This window comes from Caballeronia sp. RCC_10 (genome assembly GCF_041360715.1).
In the GTDB taxonomy this organism is placed as follows: domain Bacteria; phylum Pseudomonadota; class Gammaproteobacteria; order Burkholderiales; family Burkholderiaceae; genus Caballeronia; species Caballeronia grimmiae.
On sequence record NZ_JBFUPT010000007.1, the window covers coordinates 182,809 to 199,288 of the forward strand.

The 16,480-nt window shown below is 63.3% G+C and carries 16 protein-coding genes; 8 read left to right on the forward strand and 8 right to left on the reverse strand.

The features are described 5' to 3' along the window. Window position 1 precedes the first annotated feature (1 nt). The 4 genes from AB6804_RS15485 (at window position 2) to AB6804_RS15500 (ending at window position 3,563) form a co-directional block, all read left to right on the forward strand. A complete protein-coding gene (locus AB6804_RS15485; protein WP_035966139.1) occupies window positions 2–466 on the forward strand; it encodes a response regulator in 465 nt (154 codons plus the stop codon). Window positions 467–542: 76 nt separating this feature from the next. After that, window positions 543–2,480 carry a response regulator gene (locus AB6804_RS15490; RefSeq protein WP_370887158.1) on the forward strand — a complete coding sequence of 646 codons (1,938 nt, stop codon included), beginning with the start codon at window positions 543–545 and terminating at the stop codon, window positions 2,478–2,480. 101 nt (window positions 2,481–2,581) lie between these two features. Beyond that, window positions 2,582–3,049: a VOC family protein gene (locus AB6804_RS15495; protein ID WP_244794645.1), complete on the forward strand. Its 468-nt coding sequence runs from the start codon at window positions 2,582–2,584 to the stop codon at window positions 3,047–3,049. A 40-nt stretch (window positions 3,050–3,089) separates the two neighbouring features. Continuing rightward, entirely contained in the window at window positions 3,090–3,563 is a 474-nt protein-coding gene (locus AB6804_RS15500) for a VOC family protein (protein WP_370887159.1), read from the forward strand. On the opposite strand, the gene fetB is transcribed toward AB6804_RS15500, so the two are convergent. Together fetB and AB6804_RS15510 are read right to left on the reverse strand one after the other, a co-directional pair. After that, window positions 3,564–4,379 (reverse strand): iron export ABC transporter permease subunit FetB, encoded by an 816-nt coding sequence (gene fetB / locus AB6804_RS15505; protein WP_370887160.1) that lies wholly within the window; start codon window positions 4,377–4,379, stop codon window positions 3,564–3,566. Next, on the reverse strand, window positions 4,376–5,065 hold the full coding sequence (locus AB6804_RS15510; protein ID WP_244794648.1) for an ATP-binding cassette domain-containing protein: 690 nt from the start codon (window positions 5,063–5,065) through the stop codon (window positions 4,376–4,378). The genes fetB and AB6804_RS15510 overlap by 4 nt, the downstream gene beginning before the upstream one ends. 114 nt (window positions 5,066–5,179) lie before the next feature. Here AB6804_RS15510 and AB6804_RS15515 point away from each other — a divergent pair, with 114 nt between their 5' ends. Beyond that, a complete protein-coding gene (locus AB6804_RS15515; protein ID WP_370887161.1) occupies window positions 5,180–7,576 on the forward strand; it encodes an AsmA family protein in 2,397 nt (798 codons plus the stop codon). Between the two features lie 118 nt (window positions 7,577–7,694). Here the strand turns inward: AB6804_RS15515 and AB6804_RS15520 are convergent, their stop codons facing one another. The 5 genes from AB6804_RS15520 to AB6804_RS15540 form a co-directional block, all read right to left on the reverse strand. Further along, on the reverse strand, window positions 7,695–7,940 hold the full coding sequence (locus AB6804_RS15520) for a DUF2795 domain-containing protein (RefSeq protein WP_370887162.1): 246 nt from the start codon (window positions 7,938–7,940) through the stop codon (window positions 7,695–7,697). A 49-nt stretch (window positions 7,941–7,989) separates the two neighbouring features. After that, window positions 7,990–8,256 carry a hypothetical protein gene (locus tag AB6804_RS15525; protein ID WP_370887163.1) on the reverse strand — a complete coding sequence of 89 codons (267 nt, stop codon included), beginning with the start codon at window positions 8,254–8,256 and terminating at the stop codon, window positions 7,990–7,992. Window positions 8,257–8,492: 236 nt separating this feature from the next. Beyond that, the gene (locus AB6804_RS15530; RefSeq protein ID WP_370887164.1) at window positions 8,493–10,229 is read right to left on the reverse strand and encodes a ClcB-like voltage-gated chloride channel protein; all 1,737 of its coding nucleotides are present in this window, start codon (window positions 10,227–10,229) and stop codon (window positions 8,493–8,495) included. 162 nt (window positions 10,230–10,391) lie between these two features. After that, window positions 10,392–11,195 (reverse strand): aldo/keto reductase, encoded by an 804-nt coding sequence (locus AB6804_RS15535; protein WP_370887165.1) that lies wholly within the window; start codon window positions 11,193–11,195, stop codon window positions 10,392–10,394. Between the two features lie 46 nt (window positions 11,196–11,241). Continuing rightward, on the reverse strand, window positions 11,242–11,979 hold the full coding sequence (locus AB6804_RS15540) for a glutathione S-transferase (protein ID WP_370887166.1): 738 nt from the start codon (window positions 11,977–11,979) through the stop codon (window positions 11,242–11,244). Between the two features lie 207 nt (window positions 11,980–12,186). Here AB6804_RS15540 and AB6804_RS15545 point away from each other — a divergent pair, with 207 nt between their 5' ends. Continuing rightward, window positions 12,187–13,425, forward strand: coding sequence for a cystathionine gamma-synthase family protein (locus AB6804_RS15545; protein WP_370887167.1), 1,239 nt, complete (start codon window positions 12,187–12,189; stop codon window positions 13,423–13,425). 71 nt (window positions 13,426–13,496) lie between these two features. Here AB6804_RS15545 and AB6804_RS15550 read toward each other — a convergent pair whose 3' ends face one another. Continuing rightward, a complete protein-coding gene (locus AB6804_RS15550) occupies window positions 13,497–14,576 on the reverse strand; it encodes a YeiH family protein (RefSeq protein ID WP_370887168.1) in 1,080 nt (359 codons plus the stop codon). A gap of 112 nt (window positions 14,577–14,688) precedes the next feature. On the opposite strand from AB6804_RS15550, the gene AB6804_RS15555 reads away from it, so the two are divergent. Both AB6804_RS15555 and AB6804_RS15560 read left to right on the forward strand, forming a co-directional pair. Beyond that, the gene (locus tag AB6804_RS15555) at window positions 14,689–15,579 is read left to right on the forward strand and encodes a LysR family transcriptional regulator (protein WP_370887169.1); all 891 of its coding nucleotides are present in this window, start codon (window positions 14,689–14,691) and stop codon (window positions 15,577–15,579) included. Window positions 15,580–15,696: 117 nt separating this feature from the next. Further along, window positions 15,697–16,473: a sugar phosphate isomerase/epimerase family protein gene (locus tag AB6804_RS15560; protein WP_370887170.1), complete on the forward strand. Its 777-nt coding sequence runs from the start codon at window positions 15,697–15,699 to the stop codon at window positions 16,471–16,473. Window positions 16,474–16,480 lie beyond the last annotated feature (7 nt).

Genomic DNA, 16,480 nt, shown 5'->3' on the forward strand with positions numbered 1-16,480 from the left:
CATGCTCAAACCCATACTGCTCGTTGAAGACAATCCGAACGACCTCGAGCTGACCCTCGTTGCGCTCGGCAAGAGCCAGCTCGCCAATGAAGTGATCGTCGCGCGCGACGGTCAGGAAGCCATCGACTACCTGACGAGCGCCGGCGACTGGAAGGACCGCACGCCCGGCAATCCGGCAGTGATTCTGCTCGATCTGAAGCTGCCGAAGATCGACGGTCTCGAAGTGCTCGACATGATTCGCACAAACGCGGCGTTGAAAAGCGTCCCGGTCGTGATGCTGACTTCGTCGCGTGAAGAACAGGACCTGATCCGCAGCTATGAACTCGGCGTGAACGCTTACGTGGTGAAGCCCGTGGAATTCGGGGAATTCGTCGAGGCCATCAGCGATCTCGGCGTGTTCTGGGCCGTGCTCAACGAGCCGCCGCCGGGCTCCACGCGCTTTCGCCGCCCGCTGGCAGGACAATGAACGCTGTGCTCATGCCCGCCATCCCGACGCCATCCGTGCCATCCGTGCGCCCGCTCAATCGCGAGGCCGCCTAATCATGCAGCCCCTGCAACTGCTTCTCGTCGAAGACAACGCGCTCGATGCGGAGCTGACCATTGCCCAGCTCGAACGCGCCGATTACGTCGTCGAGGCGTCGATCGTCTACGACTCCGCCAGTTTCATCGCCGAACTCGAAGCCCGGCGCTTCGACGTGATCCTCGCCGATTTCGTGATGCCGACGTTCTCCGGCATCGAGGCGCTTTCCATTGCGAGCGAGCGCGCGCCGGATACGCCGTTCATCTTCGTGTCGGGTCTGCTCGGCGAAGAGCACGCGGTCGACATGCTGAAACGCGGCGCGACCGACTACGTGCTCAAGCAGCGCCTGCAGCGGCTGCCCGCCGTCGTGCGCCGCGCGATGCGCGAATCCGCCGAGCGTGCGCAGCGCATCGCGGTGGAACGGGCGCTGCGCGAAACGGAAACGCATTTCCGTTTGCTGATCGACGCGCTCAAGGACTACGCCGTCATCACGCTCGACCCGGAAGGGCGTATCCGCACCTGGAACGCGGCGTCCGAGCGCATTCTCGGTTTTCCGCCGCAGGACGTGCTTGGGCAATCGGCGAGCATCTTCTATAGCCACGACGACCGCGAAGCCGGCGTGTTCGACAACGAACTGGAAACGGCGCGGCGCGAAGGCAGCGCTTCCGATGATCGCTGGCTATGGCGCAAGGACGGCCATTCGTTCTTCGCGTCGGGCGTGACGACCGCCATCCGCACCGAGCAGAACGAACTCATCGGCTTCTCGAAGATCGTGCGGGACGCGACCGACGCCCACATGGCCGCCGACGCGCTGCGGCTCGCGAAGGATCAGGCGGAATCCGCGAATCGCGCGAAGGATCACTTCCTTGCGGTGTTGTCGCACGAATTGCGCACGCCGCTCACGCCGATTCTCGCCGCCGTGCGTCTGCTGGAGATGAAACACCCGCTGCCGCGCGAGGCGCATCCGACGCTCGACCTGATCCGCCGCAACGTCGAACTGGAAGCGCGCCTGATCGACGATCTGCTCGACCTCACGAGCATCGCGCGGGGCAAGCTCAGTCTGAATTTCGCGAGCGTCGCGCTGGACACGCTGCTGACGAGCGCGCTCGACATGTCCGAAGCCGACCTGCGCGCAAAGAATCTAACGCTCGAAACGAAATTCGACGCGACGCGCTTCGTCGTCTCGGGCGATGCCGCGCGGCTGCAGCAGATCGCGTGGAATCTGATGAAGAACGCGGTGAAGTTCACGCCTGCGGGCGGGCGCATCCAGGTGCGGGCGTGGAATCCGGACGATGCGACCATTGCGGTGTCGGTGACGGACAGCGGTATCGGCATCAGCGCCGAAGCGTTGCCGCGCATCTTTTCGGCATTCGAACAAGCCGACGATTCGATCACCCGCTCGTTCGGCGGCCTGGGCCTCGGACTCGCCATCGCGAGCACGCTCGCACAGAAGCACGGCGGCACGTTGTCCGCCTACAGCGATGGCCGCGATCAGGGCGCGCGCTTCACGCTCACACTGCCGCTTGCCCGCGTGCAGCCGGCGCACGAGGCCGCGCCGCTGCCGCAGGCCGCGCAGCAGGAGCCGGGCAGCGCGCTCAGAGTGCTGCTCGTGGAGGACAACGAGCAAACGTCGTCGGCGATGGCCGAGGTGCTCGACATGCTGGGCCACGACATCACCGTCGCGACGACGGTCGCCGATGCGCTCGCGTGCGCGAAGCGCGGTACCTTTGACCTGCTCGTGAGCGATATCGGCTTGCCGGACGGCAGCGGCCTCGATATCGCGCGGGCATGGACGACGCTCCAGCCGGGGCGGCCGTCAGTGGCGATCACCGGATACGGCATGGACGAGGACATTCGTCGCTGCCGCGAAGCAGGATTTCGCGATCATCTGACGAAGCCCGTCAACTTTGCGCGGCTCGAGGCACTGATTCAATCGCTCGCGGATGAACTCACGCGATAGACCTATGTGAAAAATTGCGCTCCGTGCACGGAACGATGTCGATTGGCGGCATGCTTGCTCGTCGTAGTTTGACCGTTTCTTCAACCCGTCACGGAGCCGATATGCCGCAATCCCCCGTCAAAGCCATTCCCGAAGACATGCACTCGCTGACCCCGCACATCGTGTGCGCGGGCGCGGCCGAGGCCATCGAGTTCTACAAGCGCGCGTTCGACGCGATCGAACTGGGACGTCTGCCCGGTCCCGACGGCAAGCTGATGCACGCGATGATCCGGATCGGCGATTCGGTGCTGATGCTCGTCGACGAGAATCCCGACTTTGGCCTGCTCGGCGCGACAGCGCTCAAGGGCTCGCCGGTCATCATCCATCTGTATGTCGAGGACGCCGACGCCACCGTGAAGCAGGCCGAAGCGGCCGGGGCGCGCGTGATCATGCCGGTTGCCGAAATGTTCTGGGGCGATCGTTACGGGCGTCTCGAAGATCCGTTCGGGCATCAATGGTCGGTCGCGACGCATGTGCGCGATGTCAGTCCCGCCGAGATGCAGAAGGCGACGTGCGGTCATCGCGAATGACGCGCACAGCTTGTCGATGAACATCACGAAGGAGGAGCGCATGAACAAGATATCGCCCTGTCTCTGGTTCGACGGCAATGCGCAGGAGGCCGTGGACTTCTATGTCAGCGTGTTCAAGAACGCGCGCATCACCAACACCTTGCTGCACAACGAAGCGAGTCCGGGGCCGGTCGGCTCCCTGCTTGCCGTAGAGTTCGAACTCGACGGCGAAGCCTTCCTCGCGCTCAACGGCGGGCCGGAGTTCCAGTTCACGCCGGCCATTTCGATGTTCATCCAGTGCGATGATCAGGCGGAGATCGACCACTACTGGGACAAACTGCTCGACGGCGGTCAGGCGATGGCGTGCGGCTGGCTGACGGATCGCTTCGGCGTGACGTGGCAGATCGCGCCTCGCCGGTTGATCGGCATGCTTCGGGATCCGGACCTGGCAAAGGCCAATCGCACGATGGCGAAGATGCGGGAGATGATCAAGCTGGATATCGCGGCGCTGGAGCGGGCGTATCGCGGAGAGTGATCAGTTGCGCCGGTTCTTGCGCTGCCGCTCGATCAGCTTGCTGGACATGAACCGGTGGTCCGGCGAGAACAGCCGCCGGTAAGTCAGCACGATGGCCGCGACCACGCCCAGCCCCGATGCCGCCGCGATCAGAAACATGATGACGATCTGATACCGCACCGCCTGCAACGGCGATTGCCCGGCGAGCACCTGGCCGGTCATCATCCCCGGCAGGCTCACGAGGCCGACGACGGCCATCTGGTTGAGCGTCGGAATCATGCCCGCGCGCACCGCCTGGCGCGCGGGCCCTTGCGCCGCTTCCCAGCGCGTCGCGCCGAGCGCAAGCGACATCTCGACGGCTGCGCGTCCCGCCGTCAGCTCCTCTGTCATGCGTTCGATGCCGAGCGATACGCCCGTCAGCGTATTGCCGAGGATCATGCCGAGTATCGGAATCGCGTATTGCGGCTCGTACCACGGATGGATGCGAATCACCGCGAACAGCCCGAACGCGCCGATCAGCCATGAACTACCCCAAATCGAGACAAGGCTGTCCACGCGCTGGCCCGCATACGTGCGCCGCCCGCGATTCGACGCCGCGAGGCCGGCGATCACCGTCATGAGGGCCATCAGCGGCAGCACCACGGTCCAGCGGCTGAACGCGAACACCCAGCCGAGCACATAGCCGATCAGAAGCAACTGCACGACAGTGCGGATCGCTGCAATAAGGAGCCGCCGCTCCAGTCCTAGCCTGAGCGCCACCGAGAGCGCGCCGTTCACGACGATCAATGCCGCCGCGAGGCCGATATCAAAGAGACTCAGGTTTTGATAGCCCGTCATTGCGCGCGCTCCGGATCGGTCAGCAGGCCCGCGGTCATCGTGAGGTGCCGCGTCGCCACGCGGCGGGCCTGCTCCATATCGTGCGATACCCAGACGCACGCCCGCGCGCCGCCATCGAACCAGTCGCGGACGAGCGCCTCGATTGCGCGCGCCGAAGCCGGATCGAGCGAGGCGGTCGGTTCATCGAGCAAGAGCACGTCGGGTGCAAGTTGCAGCACGCGCACGAACGCGGCGATCTGCGCCTCGCCGCCCGATAGCTCGCTCGCGGGCTTGTCGAGAAAATCAGCGTCGCGCCCGGCCGCATGAGCGAGCCGCGCGGCGGCGTCGCGATCGAAGCGAACATCGCGGTAGGCCTTAAGCGTGAACGGGTAACGCAGGTTGTCCTCGACGCTGCCATCGAGCATCGCGGGCCGCTGCGCGATATACGCGACATGCCGCCGATACGCCGGAATGCCCGTCCGCGCGATGCGTTCGCCTCGCCATGTGATGAAGCCCTCGTCGCATGGATCGAGCAGCGCGAGCGCGCGCAGGAAGACGCTCTTGCCGGAACCCGACGGCCCGGTGATCGACACGCGCTGTCCCGCGTCGAGCGTGAAGTCGGTGGGATGCAACAGCAACGTTCCGCGCGCCGCGTCACGGCGCACGATCCCGTTCGCCGCGACGAGCGCCACGGAGGAATTTGGCATTCGTTCGATGGGGGAATTTTTAGTGTGGCGTCATCTTACGCGCGATGGTTGCGCATAAAGCGGGCATGGCTTGTGCTCGCGCAACGTCAATCAGCAAAAAAGGATGGAGCCGATATGGCGCAAGCCCCAACCGCCGGGAGAAATGGCAAGAAGGTCGGCAAGATCGTTGCATGGATCTTCGCCATCCTCGCGATTCTGATTGCGATCCTCGTGGTCATTTTTCTGACGTTCGACTGGAACCGTCTGCGTCCCTGGGTCGATGACAAGGTCACGCAGGCCATCGGCCGGCAGTTCCATATCACCGGCGATCTGAAGGTCGGCTGGCGGCGGCCGCCGAACGAAACGGGCTGGAAACGCTGGGTGCCGTGGCCGCGCTTCTCGGCCGAGAAGATCACCATCGCCAATCCCGACTGGGCGCGCCAACAGCATTTCGCGACGCTCGATGAAATCGACTTCCAGGTGGCAGTGCTGCCCTTGCTTGCGCACGATATCGTCATTCCTGCGATCAACCTGGTGAACCCGTCGGTCGATATCGAGCGGCTCAAGGACAATCGGAACAACTGGACGTTCAAGTTCAAGCAGTCGACGGAGCCGTCGACGTGGAATTTGAAGCTCGGCGACATCTCGCTTTCCAAAGGCATGATCGCCGTGCGCGACGAGGTGACGAAGGCGGATATGAACATCGTCGTCGATACGCTCGGGCAAGCCGTGCCGATCGGCGAAGTGATGAAGCAACAGGAAGCGGCATCGGCGAAGTCGTCGGCGGAAATGGTCGGCAAGGGCGGAGCCGCGAAGCTCGAGAAGCAGGCCGATGCGGCCGCGGCGTCCGAAGCGTCGGCGGCATCGGCTGCGTCGGCGGCCGCGGCGGCGAATGCCTCGGCGCCGAATCCGGCGAGCACGTCGGCGCAGCAAAGCATCACGACGAAGAACGCGGAGAAGCCGCCCGTTCCGCCATACGCGTTCGGCTGGACCGCGAAGGGCACGTACAACGGCGGCAAGGTGTCGGGCGAGGGCAAGCTCGGTGGCGTGCTCGCCGTGCAGGATGCGAAGCGCCCGTTCCCCGTGCAGGCCGACGTGCGTCTGGGCGATACGCATATTGCATTCGTCGGCACCGTCACCGATCCCGCGCATCTCGCCGCGCTCGATCTGCGTCTTTGGGTGCAGGCCGTCAGCATGGCGCATCTCTATCCGTTCACGGGCGTCACGCTGCCCGAAACGCCGCCATTCGCGACGGAGGGCCGCCTGACCGGGCAGTTCCGCGAAGAGGGCAATGTCTTCCATTATGAGAACTTCACCGGACGCGTAGGCGGCAGCGATATCAACGGCTCGCTCGTCTATGCGGCGAGGAAGCCGCGCCCGCTGCTGCAGGGCGAACTGGTTTCGCATCTGCTGCAGTTCTCCGATCTCGCACCGATCATCGGCGCGGATTCGAACGCGAGCAAGGCGAAGCGCGGAGAGACCGAGAAGCAGCCGTCCGCGAAGGCGTTGCCGACCGAGGAGTTCAAGACCGATCGCTGGAAGGCCATCGACGCCGATGTGAAGTTCACCGGCCAGCGCCTCATCAAGGATCCGAAGCTGCCGATCACCGATCTCCACACCCACGTCATCATGAAGAACGGCGTGCTGTCGCTGGAACCGCTGAAGTTCGGCGTCGCGGGCGGGACGTTTGCATCCAATATTCATCTGGACGGCAGCACTGCGCCGCTGAAGGGCAAGTTCTCGGCTGAAGCGCGGCATCTGAAGCTGAAGCAGCTTTTCCCGACGAACAAGACGATGCAGTCCGCGCTCGGCGAGATCAACGGCGATGCGGCGCTTTCCGCGACCGGCAATTCGCCCGCAACACTTGCGGCTACATCGAATGGCGAAGTGAAGGCGCTCGTCACGCAGGGCACGGTGAGCCGGCTGTATATGGAAGCGGCGGGCCTGAACGTGGCGAACGTCGTCTATGAGAAGCTTTTCGGCAAGCGCGACGTGAACATCAATTGCGCGGCGGCGGACTTCGTCGTGACGGATGGCGTACTGGATTCCCGCGTGTTCGCACTCGATACCGACGATGCGGTCATCAATGTCGACGGCCACATCAACCTGAAGAGCGAGGACATGGATTTGAACATCCATCCTCATACGAAGGGCTTCCGCGTGTTTTCGCTGCGTTCGCCGCTCTACGTCAAGGGCACGTTCAAGGATCCGAAGGTCGGCGTGAACGTCGGGGCGCTGGCGGTCCGAGGCGGTGCGGCGGTCGGGCTCGGGCTCATCAATCCGTTCGCCGCGCTGATTCCGCTTATCGCGCCGAGCAACAACAAGCCGCTGCCCTGCAACCAGATGCTTGCGGACATCCGCAAGGCGCCGACCGCGCCGCCGGCGGGCCAGAAGCAGAAGGCGAAGGCAGCGCCGGCGTATATGTCATCGGATGCGGCGGCGAGCGGCGCCGCCGCGCAGGGAGCGGGAAAGTCAACGAAGAAGCCCGCGGCGCCAGTGGGGGCGAGTGCGGCGCAGTATCGGGGGAGTTGAGGCTGTCGGATGCTGAGAAGGGCTGAGGCGGTCCTGCCTGCGCTTTTGACGATCTGTGCCAGGACCGTCCGTTCAGCGGGGTGTCTAGCAAGAAGCGTCTAAAGGCCAGTCCAGCCGCTCAAATCGAGATTCCCGGTCCGCCATTGCTGCCAAGCAACTGCTCGACTGCATCGGCGTCCTTATAATCCTGTTCGGGCAGACCGTCGAATACGGTAATGACATCGTTGCTGACGCCTGCTTCGCGCGCCGCATCGACGAGCGCATCCTTGTTGGCGGGGTACGTCACCCGGCGCAATACCTGCGCGATTTCGTCGTCGATCGGTTCATCGTTCAAACCGTGCTCCTGGGATGGCTGATCCGTCATCGTGGCGTCCTGTTGATGTTATTAAGATACGGAGCTGCACGCGAGGCGCTCAGGTCTGCACCTGGATCGTCTGGCTCGCCATGCCACGGGTCGGTGCGCGCGACTTCGGCAGAGGCACATGACGCCAACGAGCGTGGTCGAGATTTTGCGCCGAAATGTCGGGCGCAGGCGGTGCGACCGGCGCGGCATTGAGGCGCAACGCGGCGCGCGTCGCCGATGCGACGGCCACCGCTCCGTCCGACGAACTCGTATGCAGCGGCGCGGCGTAGCACGACGCCGAAACGAGAGCCATCGACAACAACGTTGAGGTCTTCATCGGGCAACCCCTCCTCACGTAAGCAGCGAGTAGCACGAAGCAAAGCCTATGCCGATGCCACGCTCGCTTGCGTTTCGCGTGTGCAGGCTCAGCAACCCCTGGCGCACGGGCGCGACGAGCGGGCGTCGCGCGACCATTCTTCGAGTAACGTGTGAACTCGCGCACAACGACATTCGCGCGATGCGACTTGCCGTACGCACCGGTAAGGCGGCACGAAATTGCACGGCTGCGCAGTTTCAGCGCGTCGTCGGGTTCAGACGGAAGTATGCGTCGAGAAGCGAAGTCTTGTACACGACGCCGAGCAAGAGCGGTTCACTCTGCCGTTCGACGACCGGCAGCCGCTCGCCCTGAAACGCCAGAAAGTGCTGCAACGCCTCGCCGAGCGACATGTCGGGCGTCAGCACATCGAAATGCGGCTGGAGATAATCGGCGGCGGTTTTCTTCGCAGTATCGTGCTCGTCGAGCAGATCGGACGTAATGTCCTTCAGCGCGACGACGCCGCGAAAGTGCCCGGCTTCGTCGATCACGTACAGATACTTCACCGGATACTCGAGGAACACGCGCGTCATGTCCTTCACGTTCGCGGTGAGCGGCACGACGGTATCGGGCGGCTTGACGAGCTCGCGCATCTGCGTCGCGGCGAGGCGCAGGCGCTCTTTTTCATCGCGTGTGCGGCGCAGCGTGACTTCGTACATCGACGTCTGTTCAGACGTACGCGCAATGAAATACGCGACCACGCAAGAGAGCATCAGCGGCAGCACGACCTGATACGAGAGCGTCATCTCGAAGATCATCAGGATCGCCATGAGCGGCGCGTGCGTTGCGGCGGCGAGAAACGCGCCCATGCCGACCATCGCATAGGCGAAGGGCGCGGAGGTCGCATTCGGCCAGATCGCATGAACCGCGATGCCGTACAGGCAGCCCAGCACCGCGCCGACGAATAGCGTCGGCGTGAAGATGCCGCCGACCGCGCCCGAGCCCGTCGTCGCGGCTGTCGCGATGATCTTGAACACCAGCACGGTCAGAAGCGCCGTCCACGTCCACGGCTGATGCAACAGCGAGTTCACCACTTCATAGCCGTTGCCCCAGACTTCGGGCCACCAGATCGAGATGACGCCGACGATCAGACCGCCCAGCGCAAGACGCAGCGGTAAAGCCAGCGGCAGCAGCGAGAAGCGCTTCTTCGACGCCGCCAGCAGCCGCAAGAAGTGCGGCGCGAGCGTGCCGCACAACACGCCCAGCACGACGAACAGCAGCACTTCGACACCGGCGATCGTCGGAAACACCGGCATCTCGTAGGGCGGGCGATACCCGGCGAACTCGCGCATCGTGATATTCGCGACGACCGACGATACGACGACCGGCCCGAAGCTCTCCATCGCCATCGAACCGAGGACGATCTCCGTGACGAAGAACGCTCCCGCGATTGGCGCGTTATAGGCCGACGTGATGCCCGCTGCCGCGCCGCACGCCACGAGCAGGCGCAACCGCGGCGGATCGAAATGAACCCATCGCCCGATCAGCGACGACGCCAGCGCGGCAAGCTGCACCATCGATCCTTCGCGGCCGATCGAGCCGCCGCTCGTGATCGTGAACAGGGACGACAGGCTGCGCCAGATGCTTTGCCTCACGGGCACCGCTCCATCGCCGATGGTGACCGCTTCCATGTAGTCGGTGTTCGCGTTCTTCTTCGTGTGGCGTCGCGCAGCGATCAGACAGAAGCCCGCGACGAGCCCGCCCGCAGCGGGAAGCGCGACCCGGACAGGCCACGGCAGGATGTTCGCGAGCGCAACGAGTCCTTCCGAGTGATTGCCGAGCAGCCGTTGCGTGAACGCGATGCCTTCGCGAAAGACGGTCGTTGCAAGCGCGCCGGCCACCCCGACCACGACGGCCCAGATGAGCATCGTGTGCGAATCGGACAGGCGAAAAAGCCGTTGGGCGCGCGTGCGCAGCTTGAGCAGGAACGAAAGCACGTTTGCTGTTTTCGTGAAAAGCTTAGAAGGAAATGGAATATGGAGCGCCCGCAAGGATAGCATTGCGGAGCGCGCGTGGAGCCTGGGCGCGCGCACAAAAAAGCCCGGCTCGTGATGCCAGCCGGGCTTCATTGCGCAGGCCGATGCCGCGCTCTCAGCGCGCTACCACTTCGGCGCGAACGGCGGATTCGCATTGCGCTTCCCTTCGTCGAGCGCGTCGATTTTGGCGATGTCGTCGGCTTCGAGCTTGAGCTTTTGCGCGTCCCAGTTGATCTTCTGATGCTCCGCATTCGTCGATGCCGACAGCACCACGATGTCCCGCGACAGCAGCCACGCAAAGGTCACTTGCGCGGGTGTTGCGCCGTGTTTGGCGGCGATCGCTTTGATCGTCGGATCGTTATGCGCGCGGCCTTCGCCGAGTGGCATGTAGGCCGTGACCTTGACGCCGAGCCGCTGCGTGGCTTCGACGAGCGCCCGGTTCGCGAGGAACGGGCTTACTTCGATCTGATTCGTCACGATCTCGCGGCCGCCCGGCGCGTTCAGCGCCTCTTCGAGTAGCGGCGCCGTAAAGTTCGACACGCCGTAGTGGCCAATCAGGCCGAGTTGCCTTGCTTCCTGCATCGCGGCGAGCGTCTCGGCAATCGGCACCGCGCCGTTCGGCGATGGCCAGTGCACGAGCGCAAGATCGATCGTCCCGATGTCGAGCAGCGCGTGACTCTCCTTCAGACTCGCGATCAGCTTGTCGCGCGCGAGCCGCTCCCACCAGACCTTCGTCGTCACCCAGACGTCGTCCCGAGGAATGCCTGAATCCCGGACGCCCTGACCAACGGCGGCTTCGTTGTTGTAGAACTGAGCGGTATCGATGTGACGATAGCCAATCTGCAAGGCGCTCTTGACTGCGTTCACCGTTTTGTCGGCATCGACGCGAAACGTGCCGAGACCGAAGGATGGAATCGTTGCGACCATTCTGGCTCCTTGTGACGAGTGAGTTTGCATCGACCGGGCGCGTGAGTCACTTCGCGTCCTGATCGAGTTCGGGATAGTGACGGAAAATGCCGGATTCGTTGAACGGGATGCGTCGCTCCGAATCCACGTACGCAGCGATGTTGGGCCGCGCGAGCACCGCGTCGTGCAGCGCAGACACGCGCGGATAGTGCTCCGCGAATGTCTTCATCGCGCGAGGGAATGCGTAATGCAAACCTTCGACGAGCTGAAACATCGACAGATCGACGTAAGTGATCGTGTCGCCGATCATCTGCGTATCGCCGTGCGGGTTCTGCTTGAGCACGCGTTCGAAGTATCCGAAGAACTTCGGCACGCGCTTGTCGAGAAAATTCTGCGCGCGAATCTTGGCGGCGTCTTTTTGGTCTTCAAAATACAAGTCCGTGGCGAGCGGATGATGCGTGTCATGCACTTCCGCGACGAAATCGGTGATCGTCAGTTGCAGTCCATGCGCGACGTAACGCGAGCCTTCATCCTTCGGCGCAAGATTCAGCTTCGGACCGAGATACAACAGAATGTTCGCCACATGCGGCACGATGAGTTCACCGTCTTTCAGAAACGGCGGTGCGAAGGGAATGTGCGGCTCGGTCCTGCTGTTCATCAGCTTCATCATGGCGTCCGTGCCATAGCCGTCTTTCTTCGATTCGCGCGCCACGTCGATGTACTCAGCGCCCGCATCCTCCAGCGCGAGCCGCACGAATTCACCGCGGCCCTGCAGACCGTCCCAGTAGTAGAGTTCGTAAGCCATGCGTGAGCTCCTCGTCAGTCGTGCCGCAAGCGCGGCGTTGTCTGTCATCGTCCATTGAAGCACGGCTGCGAGCAACGGCTATTCCTGTGCTGGTGAGCGGCCAGCGATCAAAAAGCCCCGGTGTAGAATGGTTTTTTGCATTCGGCATGCACGAAGTACCGGACGCATAGCGGCAGCGAAAGACATCGACATCGAAGCGGAGAAGGGATGGACAAGCAAGGCTTCACCACGGGCATCGTTCACGGCGACAGAAACACGGGTGTCGAACACGGCGGCCTGCGCCAACCGATTCACACATCGGTCCAGTTTGGATTCGAGCGCGTGGAAGATCTGATCGGCGTATTCCAGGGCACGAAGAAAGGCGGATTCAATTACGCGCGGCAAGGCACGCCGACTACCGCCGCGCTGGAACGCAAGATTACGAACCTCGAGGAAGGCGTCGGCTCGATATGTTTCAGCACGGGCATGGCGGCGATCACGGCGGTGTTCCTCACGCTTTTGCGTGCGGGCGATCATCTCGTCGCGAGCCGCTACGTCTTCGGCAATACGAACAGCCTGTTCAATACGTTGCGCACCCTCGGCGTCGAAGTGACGACCGTCGATGCCGGCGTGCGCGATAACGTGGCCGATGCCATCAAGTCGAACACGCGCATGGTGTTCGTCGAAACGATCGCTAATCCGGGCACGCAGATTCCGGACCTTCGGGGTATCGGCGAACTGTGCGGCGAACGTGGGCTTGCGTATGTCGTCGACAACACGATCACGTCGCCTGCGCTGTTTCGGCCGAAGCACGTCGGCGCGAGCCTCGTCATCAATTCGCTGACGAAGACCATTGCGGGTCATGGCGCGGCGCTCGGCGGGGCAGTCACCGATACCGGGCTGTTCGACTGGAGTCAATATCCGAACATCGCGGAGGATTACCGCCGTTCCGCATCGAAAGAACAAGGCCTTCTGCAGATTCGCAAGAAAGGTCTGCGCGATATGGGCGCGGCCTTGTCATCGGAACAGGCGCATCAGATTGCGTTGGGCGCTGAGACGCTTGCGTTACGCGTCGCGAAGTGCAGCGACAATGCGCTCGCGCTCGCGAATTATCTGGAGCGACACGACGCGATTGGCAACGTGTTTTATCCGGGGCTCGAAAGTCATCAGCAGCATGGCATCGCGAAGGCGCTGTTCAAGAGCGGCTCGTGGCTGCTGTCATTCGAGTTGCGTAATCCGGATCGAATGGTCGATGTCATCAACGCTTTGCAACTACCCGTCAAAGCCACCGGCCTCGGCGACACGCGCACGCTCATTATTCCCGTTGCGCCGACGATCTTCTTCGAGGCCGGCGAGCAAACGCGCAAGGCGATGGGCATATCGGACGGGATGGTCCGGCTGTCGGCAGGCATCGAGGAAATCGACGACCTGATCAGCGATTTTGAGCAAGCCTTGAAGCTCGCGTAAGTGGTTTTCTGAATGCAAACAAAAAGGCCGCCTTCGCATGAAGGCGGCCTTTGCATTTTGAATGCGGTCGATCAACTGAACAGGCGCTCGACGCCGAGGGTGATCGCCAGTCCGCCGCCGATCAGCCATGCATAAAGGATCGCGCCGGTGGCAAGCGCACGCGGGCCCGCTTCGCGGATCTGCGAGATGCGCGTTTCCATGCCGAGCGCGGTCATTGCCATGGTGAGCGCGAAAGTGTCGAGCGTGTTGAGCGTGCTGGTCGCGGCATCGGGCAGCACATGCAGCGAGTTCACGACGACGAGCGCCAGAAAACCGAGCGCGAACCAGGGCACCGCGAGCTTGCCTTTGCCCGCTTGAGGCGTACCGTCCGACGCGTGACTGGCGCCGCGTGAGCGGCTGACCCAGAATCCCACGACGAGAAGCACGGGCACGAGCAGCATTACGCGCGTCATTTTCACGATGGTCGCAATGTGCGTCGCTTCCGGGCTGACGTTGCTCGCTGCGCCCACGACCTGCGCCACTTCGTGGATCGTGCCGCCGAAGAAAAGGCCCGCGCCGAGCGTATCGAGATGGAGCCAGCCGGCGTGCATCGCGAGCGGATAGAGGAACATCGAAAGCGTGCCGAACAACACGACGCTGCCGACGGCCATTGCGCTCTTGTGCGGCTTCGACTGCAGCGTGGATTCGAACGCGAGCACGGCCGCCGCGCCGCAAATCGCGCTGCCGGCAGCGGTGAGGAGGGCGGTATCGCGATCGAGCTTCATTAGCTTCATGCCGGCCCATGTGCCGATGACGAGCGTGCTGACCACGACAAGCACCGACACGGTGATGCCAGCGAGACCGACCTGCGCGATTTCCTGCAGACTCACGCGTAGCCCGAAGAACGCGACCGCGATCCGCAGGAGTTTGCGCGCCGAGAAGTTCACGCCGGCCGCCCAGCTTTGCGGCATGCCATCCTTGAGTGCGTTGCCGTAGATCGCCCCCGCGATGATGCCGACGATTAGCGGGCTGATTCCAAGCCCGGCGATGGCGGGCAGCGCCGCGAGCCGCGTGACCGCCGCCGCGAACAGCGCGACGAACAAGATACCGTTCAGTTGTCCGCGTGCGGTGGAATGCGAAGTACCGGGAGCGTGCGATTGGAGCGTGGACATGGCGTCCTTCCTGCGAGCGTTAGGGCGATGTCGTTATCCTATTCTTGATATATGCATATGAAAAATCGTGATTTAGAATGCAATATATCGGCTGAGATGATATTTTGACGAAATGACCCCGGACCAACTGATAACTTTCGCCACGGTGGCAGACCACGGCAACATCAGCCGGGCAGCAATCGCATTGCATTTATCGCAGCCTGCCGTGTCGGGGCAACTCCGGCTATTGCAGGAAGAATTTGGCGAACCGCTGTATCAGCGCGATGGACGCGGCGTTCGCCTCACGCCCGCGGGCGAACAAGTGCTCGTGCATGCCGCACGGCTACGCGAAACTTTCCGGGACGCACACGGCCTGCGCGACGCGATGCGCGGTTTCGAGCGCGGCACGCTGCGCGTCGGCGCGAGCACGACACCCGCCAGCTACCTGTTGCCCTACCTGATCGCCGCTTTCCATAAGCGATATCCGGACGTCGCTGTGACGACCATCGATGGCAATACCACCGAGATTCTTGCGGCGCTCGGTTCGCTCGATATCGCCATCATCGAAGGGCCAGCGGGGCTCGAACTGCCTGTCACCGCGAGCGTCACGCCGTGGCGCGAGGACGAGATCGTCGCCATCGTGCCGAGTGGCCATCCACTCGCCGATGGTCGCGATGCTGCCACGCTTGCTGCGTTGAGCGAGCATCCGCTGGTGTTGCGCGAACGCGGCTCGGGCGTGCGGCAGATCGTCGAGCGTGCCTTTGCGGATTGCGGCGCCCAGATGCGCGTCGCGCTGGAGATTGCGGGCGTCGAGGGCGTGAAGGAAGCAGTGCGGGCGGGGATGGGCATCGGGTTCGTATCGGCGATGTCGATCCGTCACGAGTCGACGCTGCTGCGCTGCATGCATGTATTGCCGACGCCGCTCACGCGCCGCTTTTCCATCGTGATGCCGCATGCAGCGGCGCCGTCGCGCGTCGCATTGCGGTTCCTTGAACTTTGCGAACAATCTGATTGCTTCGGCTAGGGAATTCCACTATGGCGCGACTTGGCTCGCCCGGCGCACTATCTGTTCTCAGCAAGACGCCCGGGCGTCTTTTTTCTGGTCGGTGATTGGAACCGGTTCCAAGCGAGCGAGAGCGTGGTGGAAAACTCGAACAGCATTGAAGTCGTCATCGTCGCGAGCGCATTTGGCGCCGAAGCAGCGCGTCGCGATGGACACGCCGTTTGCGCGGAGAAGGCGGCGCTTGCGGGCGCCGACGGTTTCGAAGTGCGGCGCGAGTTGATCGCCGACGATGCCGGCACGCAACTCGATGCGCTGGCTCGTCTCGGCGAACGTATTCGAGGCGCGGGTTTGTGGTCCGTGCACTCGACGCCCGCGACGCTGTTTCGTGGCGATGGTTCGCTGGATGCCGACGCGCTGACTCTCGCCATCGATGAAGCCCACGCGCTAGGCGCGCGCATCGTGAAGCTGCAGTTGGGCGGCAAAGAGGGCAGCGTCGCTACCGATGCCGCGACGATCGATTGCATTACGCATGCAATCGCTGGCTCGCGGGCGCGGGTTGTCGTCGAAAACGGGCAGTCGGTAGAAGGCGGCCTGCCTGGTGCATTCGAGATGCTGTTCGCCGCGCTCCCCGCAGAGAGCGCTCTCGGTATGACGTTCGACACGGGCAACTGGCACTGGACGGGCGCCGATCCGCTCGATGCGGCGCAACGGCTCGCGCCGCATGTCGCGTACGTGCATTGCAAGACGACGCAGGGCGAGGGCGCACGGCGCTTCGCCGTGGCGCCGGCGCATGACGACGCCCGCTTCGCCGCGATTCTCGAACGCTTGCCGCCGACCGTGCCGCGTGCGATCGAATATCCGCTCCAGAGCGAAGCCGACGCCGCCGTCCAGGTTGCGCGCATCGCGGCATTTTGAATTCAGC

Bases quoted from the DNA above. Each gene is read 5' to 3' on its own strand.
- AB6804_RS15510 (WP_244794648.1), bottom strand. From the start codon at position 5,065: ATGCCAAATTCCTCCGTGGCGCTCGTCGCGGCGAACGGGATCGTGCGC.
- AB6804_RS15500 (WP_370887159.1), top strand. From the start codon at position 3,090: ATGAACAAGATATCGCCCTGTCTCTGGTTCGACGGCAATGCGCAGGAG.
- fetB (WP_370887160.1), bottom strand. From the start codon at position 4,379: ATGACGGGCTATCAAAACCTGAGTCTCTTTGATATCGGCCTCGCGGCG.
- AB6804_RS15520 (WP_370887162.1), bottom strand. From the start codon at position 7,940: ATGACGGATCAGCCATCCCAGGAGCACGGTTTGAACGATGAACCGATC.
- AB6804_RS15525 (WP_370887163.1), bottom strand. From the start codon at position 8,256: ATGAAGACCTCAACGTTGTTGTCGATGGCTCTCGTTTCGGCGTCGTGC.
- AB6804_RS15550 (WP_370887168.1), bottom strand. From the start codon at position 14,576: ATGTCCACGCTCCAATCGCACGCTCCCGGTACTTCGCATTCCACCGCA.
- AB6804_RS15515 (WP_370887161.1), top strand. From the start codon at position 5,180: ATGGCGCAAGCCCCAACCGCCGGGAGAAATGGCAAGAAGGTCGGCAAG.
- AB6804_RS15490 (WP_370887158.1), top strand. From the start codon at position 543: ATGCAGCCCCTGCAACTGCTTCTCGTCGAAGACAACGCGCTCGATGCG.
- AB6804_RS15535 (WP_370887165.1), bottom strand. From the start codon at position 11,195: ATGGTCGCAACGATTCCATCCTTCGGTCTCGGCACGTTTCGCGTCGAT.
- AB6804_RS15495 (WP_244794645.1), top strand. From the start codon at position 2,582: ATGCCGCAATCCCCCGTCAAAGCCATTCCCGAAGACATGCACTCGCTG.
- AB6804_RS15485 (WP_035966139.1), top strand. From the start codon at position 2: ATGCTCAAACCCATACTGCTCGTTGAAGACAATCCGAACGACCTCGAG.
- AB6804_RS15545 (WP_370887167.1), top strand. From the start codon at position 12,187: ATGGACAAGCAAGGCTTCACCACGGGCATCGTTCACGGCGACAGAAAC.
- AB6804_RS15555 (WP_370887169.1), top strand. From the start codon at position 14,689: ATGACCCCGGACCAACTGATAACTTTCGCCACGGTGGCAGACCACGGC.
- AB6804_RS15540 (WP_370887166.1), bottom strand. From the start codon at position 11,979: ATGGCTTACGAACTCTACTACTGGGACGGTCTGCAGGGCCGCGGTGAA.